We start from the raw sequence: 21030 nt of genomic DNA on the forward strand, positions 1-21030 counted from the left end.
GACGACGATGAACACCATCCCCCAGGACCTCCGCCAGGAAGTGGTCCGAAAGATCCGGTCCCTCCCGGCCAAGCGGCAGCGCGCCCTGGCCGCGTTGCTCGGCAAGCAGGGCGTCGACCTGTCCGCGCTCGGCATCATCGCGCCGTCCCCCCGCCCGGCGGGCGAGCCCGTTCCGCTGTCCTTCACCCAGCAGCGCCTGTGGTTCCTGGCCCAGCTGGACGGAAGCAGCGCGGCCTACAACATCCCGATCGCCGTACGGCTGCGCGGACACCTCGACCGCGCGGCGCTGGTGGGGGCTCTGGAGGCCGTGGTGCGGCGGCACGAAGCCCTGCGCACCCGCTTCGTGGACCACGACGGCGTTCCCTACCAGCACATCGGTGACGGTGGCGACTTCACGGTCCACGAGGAGGACGTCGCCGACGAGACGGAGCTGTCCCGGATCTGCGCACGGGAGGCCGCCACCCCGTTCGACCTGGAGTCGGACCCGCTGATCCGCGCCCGGCTGCTGCGCCGGTCCGAGCGGGAACACGTCCTGCTGGTGACGATGCACCACGGGGTGTCCGACGGCTGGTCGGTCGGTGTGCTCTTCCGCGACCTCACCGCGTGTTACGAGGCATTACGCGACGGACGGCCCGCCCCACTGGAGCCGCTGCCCGTGCAGTACGCCGACTACGCGCGGTGGCAGCGCCAGTGGCTCGTTGACGACGTACGGGCGCGCCAGGTGGAGTATTGGAGGAAGCAGCTCTCCGGAGTCGACCCCATGCTGTCGCTGCCCACCGACCGCGAGCGTCCGCCGGTCAAGACGTACCACGGGGCGCGTGAGAGCTTCCGCTGCCCGCCCGCGCTGCTGGAGAGGGTCCGCGAGGCCGGTGCGCGGCACGACGCCACCTTGTACATGACGCTGCTCGCGGCCTGCACCATCGTTGCTGCACCGCTACACGCAGTGGACCGACATCGTCGTCGGCACGGCGGAAGAGCCAACCGCAACCGGCGCGAGGTCGAAGGGCTCATCGGCTTCTTCGCCAACACCCTCGCCATGCGCACCGACCTGTCGGACGACCCGGCCTTCCCGGAGCTGCTGGCCCGGGTGCGGAAGACCGCGCTGGAGGCGTACGACCACCAGGACGTGCCCTTCGAGGCCGTGGTGGACGCGCTGGGGCTGGAGCGCAGCCAGAGCCATTCTCCGGTCTTCCAGACGATGTTCGTGCTCCAGGAGGCGCAGACCGAGCAGGAGACCCGGCTGGGCGGACTGGAGCTGTCCCCGGTCGACTTCGACACCGACGTCACCAAGTTCGACCTCACACTCGACCTCCGCGAGACGCCGGACGGGCTCGTCGGAACGGCCGAGTACAACACCGACCTGTTCGACCCGGACACGGTACGGCGCTTCGTACGCCACTACACCACCGTGCTGGAGGCCATCGCCGACCACCCCCGGGAGCGGATCTCCCGGCTGGGCGCACTGGAGGCGGCCGAGCGGCAGCGGGTCCTGGTGGAGTGGAACCAGCGCCCGCCGGGCCTGGGCTCCCCGGACCGGTGTCTGCACGAGTGGTTCCAGGAGATGGCGGCCGCGACGCCCGATGCGGTGGCGGTGGAGTGCGAGTCCAGGTCACTGACGTACGGCGAGCTGAACGCGCGGGCCAATCGCCTGGCGCGCCACCTGCGCGGTCTGGGCGTCGGGCCGGGCGTGCTGGTGGCCCTGTGCCTTCCGCGGTCGGAACACATCGTGACCGGTGTGCTGGCGGTGCTGAAGGCGGGCGGCGCGTACGTCCCCCTCGACCCGGCCGTGCCGGTCGAGCGGCAGAACCATGTGCTGAGCGACAGTGCGCCGCGGGTGCTGCTGGTCGACGGCCCGGCCGCCGAAGGGCTGGAGACCTCGGGGGCCTCGGTCGTCGACCTGCGGGCCGACGCCGCATCGTGGGCGGACCTGCCGGACGGCGATCTGAGCCGCACCCAGGTGGGAGCGTCCCCGGCGGATCTCGCGTATGTCATCTACACCTCGGGGTCGACGGGTGTGCCGAAGGGGGTGATGGTCGAGCATCGCAATGTGGTGCGGTTGTTCTCGGCGACGCGGGGGTGGTTCGGGTTCGGGAGCGGGGATGTGTGGACGTTGTTCCATTCGTTCGCTTTCGATTTCTCGGTGTGGGAGATCTGGGGTGCGTTGCTGCACGGTGGGCGTTTGGTGGTGGTGCCGCAGGCGGTGACGCGGAATCCGCGGGAGTTCTATGAGTTGGTGTGTGCGGCCGGTGTGACGGTGCTGAACCAGACTCCGAGTGCGTTCCGGCAGTTGATCGCGGCGCAGGGTGAGGAGGGTGCGGCGCATCGGCTGCGGGTGGTGGTGTTCGGTGGCGAGGCGCTGGATGTGGCGGCGCTGGAGCCGTGGATGGGGCGTGCGGTCAACCGGGACACCCGGTTGGTGAACATGTACGGGATCACGGAGACCACCGTGCATGTGACCTATCGGCCGCTGGAACGCGCCGACACCGAGGGCACGTCCAGTCCCATTGGGCAGCGCATCCCCGACCTGCGCGTCTACGTCCTGGACGGCCATGGCGAGCCGGTGCCCATCGGCGCGGTGGGGGAGCTGTACGTCGGTGGCGAGGGCGTGGCCCGCGGCTACCTCAACCGCCCCGAGCTGACCCGCGAACGCTTCCTGACCGACCCGTTCCGCGGAGAGCCGGGGGCCAGGATCTACCGGACGGGCGATCTGGTCCGGCAACTGCCCGACGGCTCGCTGGAGTACCTGGGGCGCAACGACGACCAGGTCAAGATCCGCGGCTTCCGCATCGAACCGGGCGAGATCGAGAGCAGGATCGGCGAACACCCCGCCGTGCGCTCGTGCGTGGTCCTGGCCCGGGAGGACCAGCCGGGCAACAAGCAACTGGTGGCATACGTGGTCCGGGAGGACGGCCACGGCGACGCGGACCCGGCCCCCGAGCTGCGCCGCCACGCGGAGCGCACCCTCGCCGCGTACATGGTCCCCAGCGCCTTCGTCGTCATGGACGCCCTGCCCCTCACCGCCAACGGCAAGCTGGACCGCAAGGCCCTCCCGGCACCCGGCGCCGGCGCCTACGACCAGCGCACATACGTGGCGCCGAGCACCGACACCGAACGGGCGCTCGCGGCGGTGTGGGCCGAGCTGCTGGACTTCGACGAGACGCTCATCGGCGCCGACGACAACTTCTTCGCGCTCGGCGGCCACTCGCTGCTCATCACGGTCCTGGTGGCCCGGCTCAAGGGCCTCGGCTTCGACGTCCCGGTGCGCAGCGTGTTCGGCAGCCCGACGCTGGCCCGGCTGGCGGCGGAGATCGACGGGACCACTGCGGACCAGGCGTACACGGTGCCGCCCAATCCGATCCCCGAGAGCTGTGAACACCTGACCCCGCAGCTGCTGCCCCTGGTGGCGCTGGACCAGGCGCAGATCGACGCGATCGTGGCGACCGTCCCCGGCGGCGCCCCCGCCGTCCAGGACATCTATCCGCTCGCCCCGGCGCAGGAGGGCATTCTCTTCCACCACCTGCTGGACCCGGACAACGACCCGTACCTCGTCTCCGTGCTCCTCACGGCCGACGACGAGGCGGCGTGCACCGCCTTCACCGAGGCGCTGCAGACGCTGATCGACCGCCACGACGTCCTGCGCACCGCCGTGCACACCGCGGACCTGCCCGAACCGGTGCAGGTCGTGCGGCGCACGGCGCGCCTGGAGGTGGAGCGGACCCGCCTCGATCCGGACCAGGACGCCGAACGGCAGGCGCGTGCGCTGCTGGACCGGCCCCGGCGCATGCGGGTGGACCGGGCCCCGCTGCTGCGGTTGCTCATCGCCGAGGGCCCGCACGGCGACCGGCGCCATCTGCTGCTGAGCGCCCATCACCTCATCGAGGACGCCACCACCCTGCGACTGGTCCTCCAGGAACTCGCGGCGCATATGGCGGGCCGCGCCGACGTGGCGCCGCCCGCGCCGTACCGCGACTTCGTCGCGCACACCGTGCGGCGGATGGCCTCGGATGAGGTGGAGGCCCATTTCCGGTCCGCCCTCGCCGATGTCACCGAGCCGACCACCCCCTTCGGGCTGACGAACGTACGCGGCGACGGCCACCGCTATCCGCAGCTGCGGCGCGCGCTGCCCGCCGACCTCACCCGCGAGGTGCGTGCCCAGGCCCGGCGGCTGCGCGTCAGCCCGGCCGTCCTCTTCCACGCCGCGTGGGCCCGCGTGGTGGCCGCGTCCACGCAGCGGGACGACGTCGTGCTGGGCACCGTGCTGTCGGGGCGCCTCCAGGGCGTGCCCGGGGTCGAGCGGATGCTCGGCAACTTCATCAACACCCTGCCCCTGCGGGTGCGGCTGGCGGACCGTACCGTCCGGGACCTGGTCGCGGATGTGGACACCGGCCTGCGGGAGCTGATCGCCCGCGAGCAGACCCCGCTCAGTCTGGCGCAGGGCTGCAGCGGCCTGGACAACGACACCCCGCTGTTCAGCTCGGTGGTCAACTTCCGCCACTTCGAGCCCGGGGACGCGGCCGCCGCCCGCCTGGAGGAGCTGGGGATCCGGTGGGTCGCGGAGGCCGACGCGATCAACTACCCCCTCTCGGTGTCGCTGGACGACTTCGGCACCGAACTGTCCCTGCACATCCGGGTCGACGACGCCGTGGCGTGCGAGGCCGTGGCCGACTACGTCGAGACCGCGCTGTACGGCATCACCGGCGCTCTCGCCGCGGACGACGGAACCAGCACGCCGGTACTCGACGTCGACGTCCTGCCCGAGGCCGAGCGCCGGCGGCTCCTGGTGGAGGCGAACCGGCAGCCCGAGGGCGCGGACTCGCCCGAGCGGTGTGTGCACCGGTGGTTCGAAGAGGTGGCCGCCGGGTCGCCGGACGCGGTGGCGGTGGAGTACGAGGGCCGGTCGCTGTCGTACGCCGAGCTGAACGCGAGCGCGAACCGGCTCGCCCGCCATCTGCGCGGCCTCGGCGTCGGCCGGGACACCCTCGTGGCGCTCTGTCTTCCGCGCAGTGAGCACCTGGTGGTGAGCGTGCTCGCGGTGCTCAAGGCAGGCGGCGCCTATGTACCGGTCGATCCGGCGGTCCCGGTGGAGCGGCTGGCCCATGTGCTGGGCGACAGCGCGCCGCGGGTGCTCCTGGTCGACGGGCCGGTGCCCGAGGGCCTGGACACCTCGGGGGTCCCGGTCGTGGACATCCGGGCGGACGCCGGGCGGTGGGAGAGCGAACCGGACGGTGACCTGACCGGAGTGGCGGCCTCCCCGGCGGATCTCGCGTATGTCATCTACACCTCGGGGTCGACGGGTGTGCCGAAGGGGGTGATGGTCGAGCATCGCAATGTGGTGCGGTTGTTCTCGGCGACGCGGGGGTGGTTCGGGTTCGGGAGCGGGGATGTGTGGACGTTGTTCCATTCGTTCGCTTTCGATTTCTCGGTGTGGGAGATCTGGGGTGCGTTGCTGCACGGTGGGCGTTTGGTGGTGGTGCCGCAGGCGGTGACGCGGAATCCGCGGGAGTTCTATGAGTTGGTGTGTGCGGCCGGTGTGACGGTGCTGAACCAGACTCCGAGTGCGTTCCGGCAGTTGATCGCGGCGCAGGGTGAGGAGGGTGCGGCGCATCGGCTGCGGGTGGTGGTGTTCGGTGGCGAGGCGCTGGATGTGGCGGCGCTGGAGCCGTGGATGGGGCGTGCGGTCAACCGGGACACCCGGTTGGTGAACATGTACGGGATCACGGAGACCACCGTGCATGTGACCTATCGGCCGCTGGAACGCGCCGACACCGAGGGCACGTCCAGTCCCATTGGGCAGCGCATTCCCGACCTGCGCGTCTACGTCCTGGACGGGCGCGGCAAACCCGTACCGCCCGGCGTCGTCGGCGAGCTGTTCGTGGGCGGCGAGGGCGTGGCCCGCGGCTACCTCAACCGCCCCGAGCTGACCCGCGAACGCTTCCTGACCGACCCGTTCCGCGGAGAGCCGGACGCCCGCATGTACAAGACCGGCGACCTGGTACGCCAGACGGCGGACGGCTCGCTGGAGTACCTGGGGCGCAACGACGACCAGGTCAAGATCCGCGGCTTCCGCATCGAACTGGGCGAGATCGAATCCGCCCTCGCCCGGCACGAGGCGGTGGCCCACGGCGTCGTCGTCCCCCGGCAGTCCGCCGACAACCGCAGCCTGGTCGCGTACGTCCGCCCCACCGCCCAGTGGCTCGACTCCGCCGCCCGGGAACAGAACACCACGCTTCTCGACCAGTGGCAGCGGGTTTTCGACGACGAATACGCCGGTGCCACCGGGGACGCGGACACCGCAGACGACCTGAACCTGGCCGGCTGGGAGAGCAGCTACACCGGCGAGCCCATCGCCGAGTCCGACATGCGTGAATGGATCGACGGCACGGTCCGGCGCATCGAGGATCTGCGCCCCAAGCGGCTGCTGGAAATCGGCTGCGGCACCGGACTGCTGCTCTTCCGCTACGCCGAAGCCTGCGACGCGGTCCACGCCCTCGACCTCTCCGCCACGGCCCTCGACGACGTACGCCGGGGCGTGGCACGCCGCGGCTGGTCGCACATCACCCTGGAGCGGGGCGACGCCTGGTCCGTGACACATCTGCCCCGCGCCACGTACGACACCGTCGTCATCAACTCGGTCGCCCAGTACTTCCCCAACCGGGCCTACCTGGAGGAGGCCATCGCCCGGCTGCTGCCCCTCGTCGAGGAGGGCGGCCGCATCCTCATCGGCGACGTCAGGAACCTGGACCTGCTGCCGGCCCATCTGACCGCCGCCGAACGTGGCCGCGCGGGCGGCCGCACGACAGCCGCCGCGCTGGCCGCGCAGGTGCGCCACCGCCGTCGTCAGGAGAGCGAACTGCTCTTCAGCCCGACGTACTTCACCGGCCTGCCCGAGCTGTTCCCCGAGCTGGGCGCCGTCGACATCATGGCCAAGCGCGGCACCGGCGACTACGAAATGCTCGCCTATCGCTACGACGTGGTCCTGACCAAGGGCGCAGGCCCCGCCGACGAGTCCCTGACCTGGCTGGAGGCGACCACCCCGGCACAGCTGCGCGCCCTCCTGGAGGGCGCCCCCGACCGGTTCGGCGTCAGCGGCCTGACCAATCCGCAGGTCGAGGACGACGTCCGGATCAGCGACGACCTCACCCGCCTGCCGTCCTCGCACGAGGTGGAGCCGCTGACCGGAGGCGTCCGGCTGTCCCGCGCGGCGGCCGATGCCGTACGGGAACTCGACGCCGTGCTGCGCCACGCGGAACAGCTCGGCTACCGTGTCGAACCCACCTGGTCCCAGGACCGCCCCGACGCGCTGGACCTGGTGTTCGGCCGGGGCGAGCTGCCCCGGGTCCGCGCCCGCGCTCCCTACCGCGCGACACACCTGGCCAACACGGTGCGCATCGGCGACCTGGGCCCGTCGATGGCGCGCCTGCTCAAGGAACACCTGTCCGCGAGCCTGCCGGAGTACATGGTCCCCGGGGTGTTCGTGCTCCTCGAAGAGTTTCCCGTCACCGTCAACGGCAAGGTCGACAAGGGAGCGCTGCCCGCGCCCGACGAGGACGCCGTGGCCAAGGAGGCATACGCCGCGCCACGCACCGAAGCCCAGCGGACGCTGTGCCGCATCCTCCAGGAGGTGCTGGGACTCGGCCGCGTCGGACTGGAGGACAGCTTCTTCGCCCTCGGCGGGCACTCCCTGCTGGCCGTACGGCTCAACCTGCGCGTACGCCAGGAGACGGGCCGGGAACTGCCGCTCCAGCTCATCCTCACCGGTGCCACCGTGGCGGACATGGCCGCGGTGCTGGAGGAGGAGCCCGCCACGGAGGACACCGCGCCGCTGGTCCCCGCCGCGCCCGGCGCGGACGCGCCGCTCTCCCTCCAGCAGGCCGACCTGTGGTTCCTCAACCACCCCGGCCACCTGCCCGCGTCGTACGACAACGCTCAGCTCGCGTACCGGATGGCGGGCCACCTGGACCGGGACGCCTTCGCGGACAGCGCCCGCGCCCTGGTCGAACGGCACGCGATCCTGCGCACCAGCTACGTGCGCCACGACGGCACGGTCACCCAGCGCGTCAACGACGGTAGCGGCTTCCCCGTGCACATCGCCGAGCGGATCACCGGAGCCGACGCGCTCACCCGGTGGCTGCGCGACGAGCGGACCCGCCCGTTCGCACCGGACGACCCGTACATGGTGCGCATCCACCTGGTGCCGGTCTCGGAGCGTGAACACGTCTTCGTCCTCACCCGGCCCTGGGGCGTGTTCGACGGATGGTCGCTGACCATCGTGCTGTCCGAACTGCTCACCCTGTACCGCGCGCTGACCCGCAACACCCGGCCCGAGCTGCCGGAACTCCCGCTGCGGTACGCCGACTTCGCCCGCTGGCAGCGCGGCGCGGTCGACGGCGCGGAACTCGACCGCCAGCGCGCCTACTGGCGGCGGCAGCTGGACGGGCTGCCCGTGTGCCTGTCGCTGCGCACCGACCACCCGCGGCGCGCCGTCAAGTCCTACCAGGGCGCCTCGCTCCCCTTCGAGGTGGGGCCGGATGTGCTCACCGGGCTGCGGAAGCTGGGCCGGGAACGCGGCGCCACCCTCTACATGACCCTGCTGTCGGCGTTCGGCGTGCTGGTCGGCGGCCACAGCGACGACGACGAACTCGCGATCGGATCCCCGGTCACCCACCGGCCCCGGGCCGAGCTGGAACACCTCGTGGGTTACTTCGTCAACACGCTCGTGATGCGCCTGGACGTGGCCCCGGACCGGTCCTTCACCGAGGTGCTGGCCCGGGCCGGGCAGGTCACCGCCGAGGCCCACGCGCACAAGGACCTGCCCTTCGCCGACCTGGTCAGGAGCCAGGTGCCGGAGCCCGACCCGGCCCACTCCCCGCTGTTCCAGGTGATGTTCAACCTGGTCCCGAACCCGGTGCCGGAGCCGGACCGGACCGACGCCGACGACCTCGCGATCACACCCGTCGACCTCCACTCCGGCACGGCGAAGTACGACCTCGGCCTGACGGTGCGGGAAACGGCGTCCGGGCTGCTGGGATCCCTCGAATACTGCACCGATCTCTTCACCCGGGAGACGGCCGGCCGCATGGCCCGGTCCTACGAGCACCTGCTGCAGGAAATCGTGGCCGAGCCGGGCGCCGGTCTGGAGTGGCTGCGCGCACGGGCGTATCGGGCACGGGTGGATCGGGCACGGGCGGAGCGGGCACGGACGGACGAGTCCGAGTGACGGCGCGATCGGAGAAGGAACACCTCATGCCCACGAGTTATCCGACCGAGCGCGCGGTGGCCGTGGTCGGCATGGCCTGCCGCGTCCCCGGAGCCGAGGACCTGGGCGCCTTCTGGCGGCTCCTGCGGGACGGCGTCGACGCCATCACGGACGTTCCCGCGGGGCGGTGGGACCTGGGCGGTGTTCCCGGCGCCCTCGACGCGGAGGGGCTGCGGCGTGGTGGCTTCCTGGACCGGGTCGGCGATTTCGACCCCGGGTTCTTCGGCATCTCGCCCCGGGAAGCCGCGGCGATGGACCCGCGGCAGCGGCTGGCCCTCGAACTGAGCTGGACGGCACTGGAGCACGCCGGTGTGGTTCCGGACGGCCTGCGCGGCGGCTCGGCCGCCGTCTTCCTCGGCGCCACCGGCGACGACTACGCCACGCTCGCCCACCGCAACGGCCCGGACACCGTGTCCCACCACTCGCTGGCCGGACTGAGCCGCGGAGTGATCGCCAACCGGGTCTCGTACCATCTCGGTCTGCGCGGGCCCAGCCTCACCGTGGACGCGGCGCAGTCCTCGTCCCTGGTCGCCGTCCACCTGGCGTGCGAAAGCCTGCTCTCGGGAACCACCGGGTTGGTGCTGGCCGGTGGCGTCCACCTGAATCTGGCCCCGGACAGCACACTCGCCTTCGCCCGGGCGGGAGCACTGTCCCCGGACGGCCGCTGCCACACCTTCGACGCGCGCGCCAACGGCACCGTCCGGGGCGAGGGCGGCGGCGTGGTCGTCCTGAAGCGCCTGACGGACGCCCTCGCCGACGGCGACCCGGTGCGCTGCGTCCTGCTGGGCGGCGCCGTGAACAACGACGGCGGTGGCCAGGCCCTCACCGTGCCCGACGGAGCGGCGCAGCGACAGCTGTTACGGGACGCCTGCGCCCGGGCGGGGGTGGAACCGGCGCACGTGCGGTACGTGGAACTGCACGGCACCGGCACCAAGGCGGGCGACCCGGTCGAGGCGGAAGCCCTCGGAACGGTGTTCGGCGAGGGCCGGGCCGGCGAACAGCCCCTGCTCGTGGGCTCGGTGAAGACCAACATCGGGCACCTGGACGGCGCCGCGGGCGTCATCGGGCTGATCAAGGTGGCGCTGTCGCTCGGGCACGGGACCCTCCCGGCGAGCCTGCACTACACCCGACCGCACCCGTCGATCCCCATGGAGCGGCTGAAGCTCCGGGTGAACGCCGCCACCAGGACGTGGCCCGACGGCCCGCGGCTGGCCGGTGTCAGCTCGTTCGGCCTGGGCGGCACCAACTGCCACTTGGTGGTCGCCGAAAGCCCCAACGGTCCCACCGACCCCACCGGCGACGGCGCTGACGAGACCGCCGGCGTGCGCCCGGCCGCCCCGTTCCCGGTCGCGGTGTCGGGCCGGACCCAGGCGGCGATGCGGGCCCAGGCGGATCGCCTGCGCGCATGGGTGGCGGCCGACCCGGGCCTGCGCCCGGCGGACGTGGGGTATTCGGCAGTGACGACCCGTTCGGCGCTGGAACACCGCGCGGTGGTGGTGGCGTCGGACCGCGCCGAACTGCTGGACGGCCTGGCGGCGGTGGCATCCGGGGCGCCGTCCCCGAACGTGGCGGAGGGCGTGGCCGGTCATGTGCCCGGCGTGGTGTGGGTGTTCCCCGGACAGGGGCCGCAGTGGGCCGGGATGGCCCTGGACCTGTGGGAGTCGTCGGCCGTGTTCGCCACGCGGATGGACGAGTGCGCGCGGCTGCTGGACGGGCTGGTCGACTGGTCCTTGCGGGAAGTGCTCGCCGACGAGGCCGCGTTGGGGCGGATGGACGTGATGCAGCCTGCCCTGTTCGCGGTGCAGGTGTCGCTTGCCGAGGTGTGGCGCTCCGTGGGACTGGCGCCGTCCGCCGTGGCGGGCCACTCACAGGGCGAGATCACCGCTGCCTGCGCCGCGGGGATCGTGTCCCTGGCGGACGCCATGCGGCTGATGGTGGAACGCAGCCGGGCCATCGTGGCCCGGCTGTCCGGCCGGGGAGCCATGGCCCTGCTCGCGATGTCACCCGGGGAGGTGGACCAGAGCCGGGTGACCATCGGGGCGGTGAACGGCCCCGGCGCGGTCGTCGTCTCCGGCCCGGTCGACGTGGTGCGGGAGATGGTGGCCGAGTGTGAGGCCCGTGGCATACGCGCCCGTATGGTTCCCATCGACTACGCCTCGCACTCGCCGCAGGTCGAGGACATCCGCAAGGACGTCCTGCGGGCGGCCGACGGGGTCTCTGCCCGGGACACCGGTGTCGCGTTCTGGTCGACCGTCACCGGTGGCCGACTCGGCGCCGACCGGCTGGACGCCGCGTACTGGTACGCGAACCTGCGGGAGCGGGTGCGGCTGGAGGACACCGTCCGGGCGCTGGCCGAGGCCGGACACGGGGTGTTCCTGGAGGTCAGCCCGCACCCGGTGCTGACCATGGCCATGCGGTCCACGGTGGACACCGTTGACGGCGCCGCCGGGGCGGTGGTGCAGGGCACGCTGCGCCGCAACGCGGACGGCGCCCGGCGGTTGCTGCTGTCCATGGCCGAGGTGTACGCGCGGGGCGCGGCGGTGGACTGGAGGCCGCTCTTCGAGGGCTCCGGGGCCCGTACCGTGGAACTTCCCACCTATGCCTTCCAGCGACAGCCCTATTGGCTCTCCGGCGAGGCCCTTTCCCCGGCCGTACCGCGAACCGGTCCGTCGCCCGCGCCGCCGGAGGCGGAGTCCACCCCCGGGCCGTCCGGCCCGGGGGAGCCGGAACTGTGGACGCTGGTGCGCTCCCACGCCGCGGCCGTCCTCGGACACACCGCCCCCGGCACCGTCGAGGCCGACCGCTCGTTCAAGGAGCTGGGCTTCGACTCGGTCACGGCGGTGGAGCTGAGCGAGCGGCTGGGCCGCGCGACCGGTCTGCCGCTGCCCACCTCGCTGATCTTTGACCACCCCACCCCCGCCGTGCTCGTACGCCATCTGCACGACGAGCTGTCGGGACGCCTGGCGGACCGGCAGTGGGCCCCCGACGACTCCGCCGCCACCGACGACGACCCGGTCGCGATCGTGGGCATGAGCTGCCGGCTGCCGGGCGGTGTGTCCTCTCCCGAGGACCTGTGGCAGCTGGTCATGGAGGGTGTGGACGCCGTTTCGGCCTTCCCGGAGGACCGTGGCTGGAGCCTGGATCCGGCGGACACCGGACACGTCCGCACCGGCGGATTCCTGGCGGACGCCATGGACTTCGACGCCGACTTCTTCCGGATCAGCCCGCGTGAGGCCCGGGCGATGGACCCGCAGCAGCGGCTGTTGCTGGAGGTGTCATGGGAGGCCCTGGAACGGTCCGACATCGACCCCGCCACGCTGCGCGGCAGCCGGACGGCCGTCTTCACCGGCGTCATGAACCAGGACTACGTGCCCCGGTTGCACGAGACGACCGAGAGCTTCGCCGGACACGCGCTCACCGGCGGGGCGCCGAGCGTGGCGTCCGGCCGTGTGGCCTACACCCTCGGTCTGGAGGGTCCCGCGGTGTCCGTGGACACCGCGTGTTCCTCGTCGCTGGTGGCGTTGCACCTGGCGGCGCGGTCGCTGCGGTCGGGGGAGTGCACGCTGGCCCTGGCCGGGGGAGTGACGGTGATGTCCACACCCGGGATGTTCGCCGAATTCTCCCGGCAGGGCGGGCTGTCGCCCGACGGCCGCTGCAAGGCGTTCTCGGACGCGGCCGACGGCACGGGCTGGGCCGAGGGCGTGGGCATGGTGGTGCTGGAGCGGCTGTCGGACGCACGGCGCAACGGCCACCGCGTACTGGCCCTGGTGCGCGGTTCCGCGATCAACCAGGACGGCGCCTCCAACGGGCTGACCGCTCCCAACGGCCCGTCGCAGCAACGCGTCATCCGTGACGCGCTGGCGAGCGCCGGTCTGTCCGGCGGGGACGTCGACGCGGTGGAGGCACATGGCACCGGGACCGCTCTCGGCGACCCCATCGAGGCGCAGGCGCTGCTGGCGACGTACGGGCAGGAGCGGGAGCGTCCGCTGTGGCTGGGGTCGGTGAAGTCGAACCTCGGCCATACGCCAGGCGGGGGGCGGGCGGTGACCGGTGTGATCAAGATGGTGATGGCCATGCGCCACGGCGTGCTGCCGCGCACCCTGCACCTTCGACGAGCCGTCGCGGCACGTGGACTGGTCGTCGGGAGCGGTCGAGCTGCTGACCGAGCGGCGGACATGGCCCCCTCGGTGACCGGCCGCGCCGGGCCCGCGGTGTCGTCGTTCGGAATGAGCGGCACCAACGCGCACATGATCCTTGGAGCAGCCGCCGACGCCCGTAGAAGACACCGCAGCGGACACCACCGAAGACCGGCTCCCGGTGCCGGTCGTCCTGTCCGGCGCGACCGAGACCGCACTACGGGACCAGGCCGAGCGGCTGCGCCACCACCTGGAGAACGCCCCGGACCTGCGCCCGGCCGACATCGGCTGGTCGGCGACAAGGCGTACCCCCTTCCGCCACCGTGCCGTCGTCGTGGCCGCCGAACGGGACGGCCTGGTGGCCGGGCTGGACGCGCTGGCGCTGGGCCCGGACGCCCCGGGCCCGGTACACGGGGCGGCCCGCGACACCGGTGGCCGGGTGGTGTTCGTCTTCCCCGGCCAGGGCTCCCAGTGGGCCGGGATGGCGGTGGAACTCCTCGACGCCTCGTCGGTTTTCGCCGGACGTGTCCGCGAGTGCGCGGCCGCCCTGGCCGAGTTCGTGGACTGGGACCTGGAGGGCGTGCTCAGGCAGGTGCCGGGGGAGCCCACGCTGGAGCGGGTCGACGTGGTGCAGCCGGTGTCCTGGGCGGTGATGGTGTCGCTGGCGGCGCTGTGGCGGTCGTACGGTGTCGAACCCGCCGCCGTCCTGGGCCATTCGCAGGGCGAGATCGCGGCGGCCTGCGTCGCGGGCGCGCTGTCGCTGCGGGACGCCGCGCGGGTCGTCGCGTCGCGTTCGCAGGCGATCGCCAAGGGGCTGGCAGGGCTGGGCGGGATGATGTCGGTCGCCCTGCCGCGCGGGGAGGCGGAGTCCCGGCTGAAGCGGTGGGAAGGCCGCCTGCAGGTGGCGGCGGTGAACGGTCCCTCCGCGACCGTGATCGCCGGTGAGCCGCGGGCGCTGGACGAACTGCTCGCGGACTGCGAGTCGGAGGGCGTCCGGGCGCGCAGGGTGCCGGTGGACTACGCCTCGCACACCTCCCACGTGGAACGCATCGAGGACGAACTGGCCCGGGTGCTCGCGGACGTGCGCCCCGCCCGGCCCACGGTGCCGTTCTTCTCGACGGTCGAGCGGGACTGGCTGGGCGAGGAGCCGGTGGACGCGGGCTACTGGTACCGGAATCTGCGGCAGACGGTGCACTTCCAGTCCGCCGTGGAGGAGCTGGCCGAACAGGGCCACGACACGTTCATCGAGGTCAGCTCCCACCCGGTGCTCGTCATGAGCGTCCAGGAAACCCTGGAGGCCCGCGGGGACGCGGCCGCCACGGCGGTATCGGGAACGCTGCGGCGCGACGAGGGCGGCCCGGACCGGTTCCTCGCGTCGGTGGCGCAGGTGTGGACGCGCGGTGTCGCGGTGGACTGGACCCGGGCGTTCACCGGCCTCGGCGCGTTCGGCGTCGAGCTGCCGCCGTACCCCTTCCAGCACCGGCGCTACTGGCTGGACCCCGCGGCGGACCAGCCGCTGCTCGGACACGCGGTGGACCTCGCGGAGGGGTCCGGCACCGTTCTCACCGAACGGCTGTCGCCGCGCAGGCGGCCGTGGCTGGCCGACCACCGGGTGCTCGGCCAGGTCGTGGTACCGGGCACCGCGCTGCTCGAAATGGCCCTGCGCGTCGGCGACATGGTCGAAGAGCTGACCCTGCGCACCCCGCTGGTGATCCCGGAGCGCGGCGAGGCCGAGGTGCAGCTGACCGCGGCGCCGCCCGACGACGCCGGACACCGCGCGGTGCGCATCCACGGCCGGGTCCTCGGCGACACCGACGCGGCATGGCAGCTGCACGCCACCGGAGTGGTGGGCACTGCCGCATCCGACAGCGCGGGCATCGTGCCCGGCCAGTGGCCCCCGGCCGGGACGACACCGCTGGACCTCACCGACTGGTACGAGGAACTGGCCGCGCGCGGCCTGGAGTACGGACCGTCGTTCCGGAACCTGGTCCAGGTGTGGCGCGACGGCGACGACCTCCTCGCGGAGATGGCCCTCAGCGACGAGGCGGGCCCGTTCCGGATGCACCCGGCGCTGCTCGACGCGGCACTTCACCCGCTGGTGCTGGAGACGGGCCCCGGACCTGTGGTGCCGTTCTCCTGGGCCGGTGTGCGGCTGACGCGCGCGGGGGCGTCCCGGCTGCGCGTACGGATCAGCCCGACCGGGGACAACCGTGCGTCGCTGACCGTGGCCGACGACAGCGGGGTCGAGGTGCTGTCGGTCGGCTCCCTCACCCTGCGGCCACTCGACGCCCGGCGGGTCGACCCGAAACTCTTCCAGGTCGAGTGGCGCGAGACCGCCCTGCCCGGCACACCGGCCCGACCGGGCACCACCGTCGTCGTGCCGCCCTCGGCGCCGGACGCGGACGGCCTGCCCGCAGCCGCCCACACGACCGCGGAGTCGGTGCTGCGGGACGTACGGATGTGGCTGGAGGAGCACCAGGACGGCTCCTCCCCGCTGCTGGTCACCACCCGACGGGCCGTGGCCGTGGCACCGGACGAGGACATCGACCTCGCCGCCGCCACCGTATGGGGCCTGCTGCGCTCGGCCCAGACCGAACACCCCGGCCGTATCGTACTGGTGGACTCCGGAGCCACCGGTGAACCGCCGCCCGAACAGCTGGGACGCGCCCTGGCCACCGGCGAACCGCAGATCGCGCTGCGCTCGGAGGTCGCCTTCGTCCCCCGGCTCGCCCGTGGCTCCGTCCCCGCCCCCGAGCCAGGGCGGCCGGGTGCGGACCCCGATGGCACCGTGCTGATCACCGGCGGAACCGGGGGACTCGGCGCTGCGGTGGCACGCCACCTGGTGGCCCGCCACGGGGTGCGCCGCCTGCTGCTGGTGAGCCGCCGGGGCTCGGCCGCCGACGGCGCGGACGATCTCGTATCCGAGCTGACCGAGGCCGGTGCCGCGGTCACGGTGGCCGCCTGCGATGTGGCCGACCGGGTCGCGCTCGCCGACGTCCTCGCCTCCGTACCCGAGTCGGCACCGCTGCGTACCGTTGTGCACGCGGCGGGCACCCTCAGGGACGGCCCGGTGCTGTCGCTGACGCCGGAACACCTGCACGCCGTGCTGTCCGCGAAGGCCGACGCGGCATGGCATCTGCACGAGCTGACCCGCGGCCTCGACCTGTCGGCGTTCCTCATGTTCTCCTCCGTCTCGGCCACGCTCGGCCTCGCCGGACAGGCCAACTACGCGGCGGCCAACGCGTTCCTCGACGCCCTGGCCCACCACCGGCACTGCCAGGGGCTGCCCGCGGTGGCCCTGGGCTGGGGGCTGTGGGAACAGGGCACCGGGCTCACCAGCCGGCTCGCCGACGCCGACCGGCAGCGCCTGGCCCGCATCGGTCTGCGGCCCCTGGCCACCAGTGACGGCCTGGCCCTGCTCGACCTCGCGCTGGGCGCGGACCGGCCGCACCTGGTGCCCGCCTGGCTGGACATGTCCGCACTCCGCGACACCGAGCCACCCCCGCTCCTCCGCGGGCTGGCCCCGGCCCCGGCCGCCCGTGGCAGGCGGGCGCGCGAGGACGCGAAGCCGCTGCGCGAGCGGCTGTCGGCCCTGCCCGAGAGGGACCGCGAGCTGACCGTGCGGCGTCTGGTGCAGGCCGAGACGGCGACGGTGCTGGGCCGCTCCGGGCCCGGCGACGTACTCCCCGAGCGGGGCTTCACCGACCTGGGCTTCGACTCGCTGACCGCCCTGGAACTCCGTACCAGGCTCGGTACCCTGACCGGCCTCGCGCTGACCGCCACGGTGACCTTCGACCACCCCAGCCCCCACGCGCTGGCACAGCACCTGCTGGGGCGGCTCGCCCCGCAACCGCTCACGGACGGGCCGCCCGCTGCCGGGTCTGTGGACCCCGCCGTCCTCGCCGAGCTGGACCGGCTGGAGGCGAGCGTGACCGCCGCCGCTGACGACGGACTGCGGTCGGCCGTCACCACCCGGCTGTGGGAGCTGCTGGCGACGCTGAGCCCGGAGGACGACGCGGTGGACCCCGCCCTGGATCCCGAGGTGGCCGCGGCCGGCGCGGACGAGCTCTTTGCCCTGATCGACGATGAGTTGGGAAGGCCCTGAACACCATGAGCGACGAGAAGCTGCTCGCTTACCTGAAGCGGGTCACCGCCGAACTGCGCCAGACGCGCCGGAAGGTGGCGGAGCTGGAGTCGACGAGCCAGGAGCCGACGGGCCGGGAGCCGATCGCGATCGTGGGCATGGCGTGCCGCTTCCCCGGCGGCGTGTCCTCGCCCGAGGAGCTGTACCGGCTGGTGGCCGACGGCATCGACGCGGTGTCCGAGTTCCCGGTGAACCGCGGCTGGGACCTCGACGGGCTGTACGACCCCGACCCGAACCGGGCCGGTACGAGCTACACCCGGCACGGCGGGTTCCTGCACGACGCGGCCGACTTCGACGCGGCCTTCTTCGGGATGGCGCCCAAGGAGGCGCTGGCCACCGATCCGCAGCAGCGCCTGCTGCTCCAGTCGAGCTGGGAGGCGCTGGAGCGCGCCGGGATCGCCCCCGCGTCGCTGCGCGGCAGCCGCACCGGGGTCTTCACCGGGGTGATGTACGGCGACTACGGGTCGCGTCCGGAAGGCGCCGCCGAGGGCTTCGAGGGCCACCTGTTCACCGGCAGCCTGCCGAGCGTGGCGTCCGGCCGTGTGGCCTACACCCTCGGGCTGGAGGGCCCCGCGGTGTCCGTGGACACCGCGTGTTCCTCGTCGCTGGTGTCGCTCCACCTGGCGGCGCAGGCGCTGCGGTCCGGTGAGTGCGCGCTGGCGCTGGCGGGCGGGGTGGCGGTGATGGCGACGCCGCGGACGTTCGTGGAGTACTCGCGTCAGCGCGCCCTGTCGCCCGACGGCCGGTGCAAGGCGTTCTCGGACGCGGCCGACGGCACGGGCTGGGCCGAGGGCGTGGGCATGGTGGTGCTGGAGCGGCTGTCGGACGCACGGCGCAACGGCCACCGCGTACTCGCCGTGCTGCGCGGCTCGGCGGCCAACCAGGACGGCGCCTCCAGCGGGCTTACGGCCCCCAACGGGCCGTCGCAGGAGCGGGTCATCCGGCAGGCGCTCGCCTCGGCCGGGCTGTCCCCCCAGGACGTGGACGCCGTCGAAGCGCACGGCACCGGCACGGTCCTCGGCGACCCCATCGAGGCGCAAGCGCTGCTGGCCACGTACGGACAGGGCCGTACCGAACCGCTCTGGCTCGGCTCCCTCAAGTCGAACATCGGCCACGCCCAGGCGGCCGCGGGCGTCGGCGGCGTCATCAAGATGGTGATGGCCATGCGCCACGGTGTGCTGCCGCCCACCCTGCACGCCGACGTGGCCTCGCGGCACGTGGACTGGTCGTCGGGCGCGGTCGGGCTGCTGACCGAGCGGCGGCAGTGGCCCCTCGGAGACCGGCCGCGCCGGGCCGGGGTGTCGGCGTTCGGCGCCAGTGGCACCAACGCCCACGTGATCATCGAAGAGCCGCCCGCCGCGGAAGCCGACGAGACCGGACCGGCGGTGGCGGCCCCGGTGCCGGTGGTGGTGTCGGGCGCGACGGAGGCCGCACTGCGGGCCCAGGCGGCGCGGCTGCTGGAGCGGGCGGAGGCCGACCCGGACGTCACACCGGCGGACATCGGATACTCCACGGTCACGACCCGTTCGGCGCTGCACCACCGCGCCGTCGTCGTCGCCGAGGACCGTGCCGAACTCGCCGACGGACTGGCCGCCCTCGCCGCGGCCGAGCCGTCGCCGCGCGTGGCCGAGGGCTCCGTCGTCCCCGAGTCCGGTGTGGTGTGGGTGTTCCCGGGCCAGGGCTCGCAGTGGGCCGGGATGGCCCGCGAACTGCGGGATTCCTCCCCGGAGTTCGCCGCCCGGCTGGACGAGTGCGAGCGGGCGCTGAGCGGTCTGGTCGACTGGTCGCTGGGGGAGGTCCTGGAGGACGAGGCGGCCCTGTCGCGGGTGGACGTGGTCCAGCCCGCGCTGTGGGCGGTCATGGTCTCGCTGGCCGAGGTGTGGCGTTCGGCGGGGCTCGTCCCGTCGGCCGTGGTGGGTCACTCCCAGGGCGAGATCGCTGCCGCGTGCGTGGCCGGCGCGCTGTCGCTGGAGGACGGTGCGCGGGTGTCCGCACTGCGCGCCCGCACGCTGCGGGCCCTCGCCGGTGGCGGCGGGATGCTGTCCATCGTGGCCTCCGAATCCTGGGTGCGGGAGCGGATCGAACCCTTCGGGACCCGGCTCTCGGTGGCGGCGGTCAACGGCCCCACCACCGTGGTCGTGTCCGGCGACCCGGACGCCCTGCGGGAGCTGGGCACCGTCCTGGCCGGGGCCGGGGTGATGCGGTGGAACGTCGCGGGAGTGGACTTCTCCGCGCACTCCGCGCAGGTGGAATCGCTGGAAGCCGAGCTGATGGACGTCCTGGCCACGATTCAGCCGCGCCCCTCGCAGGTGCCGTTCTACTCGACGGTGACGGCGGGCCCACTGGACGGCACCGAGCTGGACACCGCGTACTGGTACCGCAACCTGCGGGAGCCGGTGCGTTTCCAGGAGACCGTACGGGCCCTGTACACGGACGGGTTCGGGGTGTTCGTGGAGGTCAGCCCGCACCCCCTGCTCGGCATGGCCGTCCAGGACACGGTCGACGACACCTCCGGCCACGGCGTGGTGGTGGCGGACACCCTGCGCCGTGGGGAGGACGTGGTCCGGCGCTTCCTGCTGTCCATGGCCCGGCTGCACACCCACGGCCTCGCGGTGGACTGGACGCATGCCTTCGAGGGCACCGGCGCCCGCACCGTGGAACTGCCCACCTACGCCTTCGAGTACCGGCCGTACTGGCTCCGGACACCGGAACCGCTGGTGGGCCCCGGCGTCGAGCTGGCGGACGACGAGCGGACCGTGGTGACCGGCCGGCTGTCGCTGCGTACCCACCCGTGGCTGGCCGACCACCGCGTACGGGGCCGGGCCGTCGTACCGGGCACCGTCCTGCTGGAGATGGCGCTGCACGCGGGCCCGGTGGTGGACGAACTGACCCTGCGGGCGCCCGTGGTGGTGCCCGAGCGGGGAGAGGTCGAGATCCAGCTGCTGGTGGACCCCGCCGACGACAGCGGCCACCGGCCCCTGCGGCTGTACGCCCGCGCCCCCGAGTCCGACTGGCAGCTGCACGCCACCGGCGCGCTCGCCGAGGACGCGGTAGCGCCTTCCGGGGACGCGGCGGATCTCGCCGCCTGGCCGCCTCCGGGCGCCGAGCCGGTGGACCTCGCCTCCTGGTACGAGGACCTGGACGCGCGGGGCCTGGAGTACGGGCCCGGATTCCGGGGGCTGCGGGCCCTGTGGCGGCACGGCGGCGAACTGTTCGCCGAGGTGCGGCTGCCCGAGCCTGTCCGCCCCGCGCTGCTGGACGCCGCCCTGCACGCAGCCCTGGACCCGGCCACCGACCCGGCGCTGCCGTTCTCCTGGAGCGGCGTCCGGTGGCCGGCCCCGGAGACCGCAGCGGGGATGATCGGTTTGCGGGCGCGGATCACCCCGCTGGCGGACGGTGCTGTGGCGCTATGTATCGCCGATGCCACCGGCCAAGGCGAACTGTCGGCCGACGCGCTGACGCTGCGTACGCTGGGCGACGCGCTCCAGGACGTT

Annotated in this window: 2 protein-coding genes and 1 pseudogene; all 3 read left to right on the top strand. The window is 73.1% G+C overall.

Annotation, left to right across the window (positions count from 1 at the left end; all coding sequences use genetic code 11):
- Positions 1–7 precede the first annotated feature (7 nt).
- Positions 8–9217, top strand: a complete 9210-nt coding sequence (locus SSOG_RS36965) for a non-ribosomal peptide synthetase (protein ID WP_009719395.1) — start codon at positions 8–10, stop codon at positions 9215–9217.
- A 26-nt stretch (positions 9218–9243) separates the two neighbouring features.
- A pseudogene (locus tag SSOG_RS58640) lies at positions 9244–17497 on the top strand (type I polyketide synthase).
- On the top strand, positions 17494–21030 hold a 3537-nt coding region (locus SSOG_RS36975; protein WP_425385472.1), incomplete at its 3' end, for a type I polyketide synthase. The pseudogene SSOG_RS58640 and the gene SSOG_RS36975, both read left to right, overlap by 4 nt.

Origin of the sequence: Streptomyces himastatinicus ATCC 53653 (assembly GCF_000158915.1) — a bacterium.
Taxonomy (GTDB): Bacteria; Actinomycetota; Actinomycetes; order Streptomycetales; family Streptomycetaceae; genus Streptomyces; species Streptomyces himastatinicus.

What these genes read in the sequence shown, in the direction of transcription:
- SSOG_RS36965 (WP_009719395.1), top strand. Translation starts at nt 8, where the DNA reads ATGAACACCATCCCCCAGGACCTCCGCCAGGAAGTGGTCCGAAAGATC.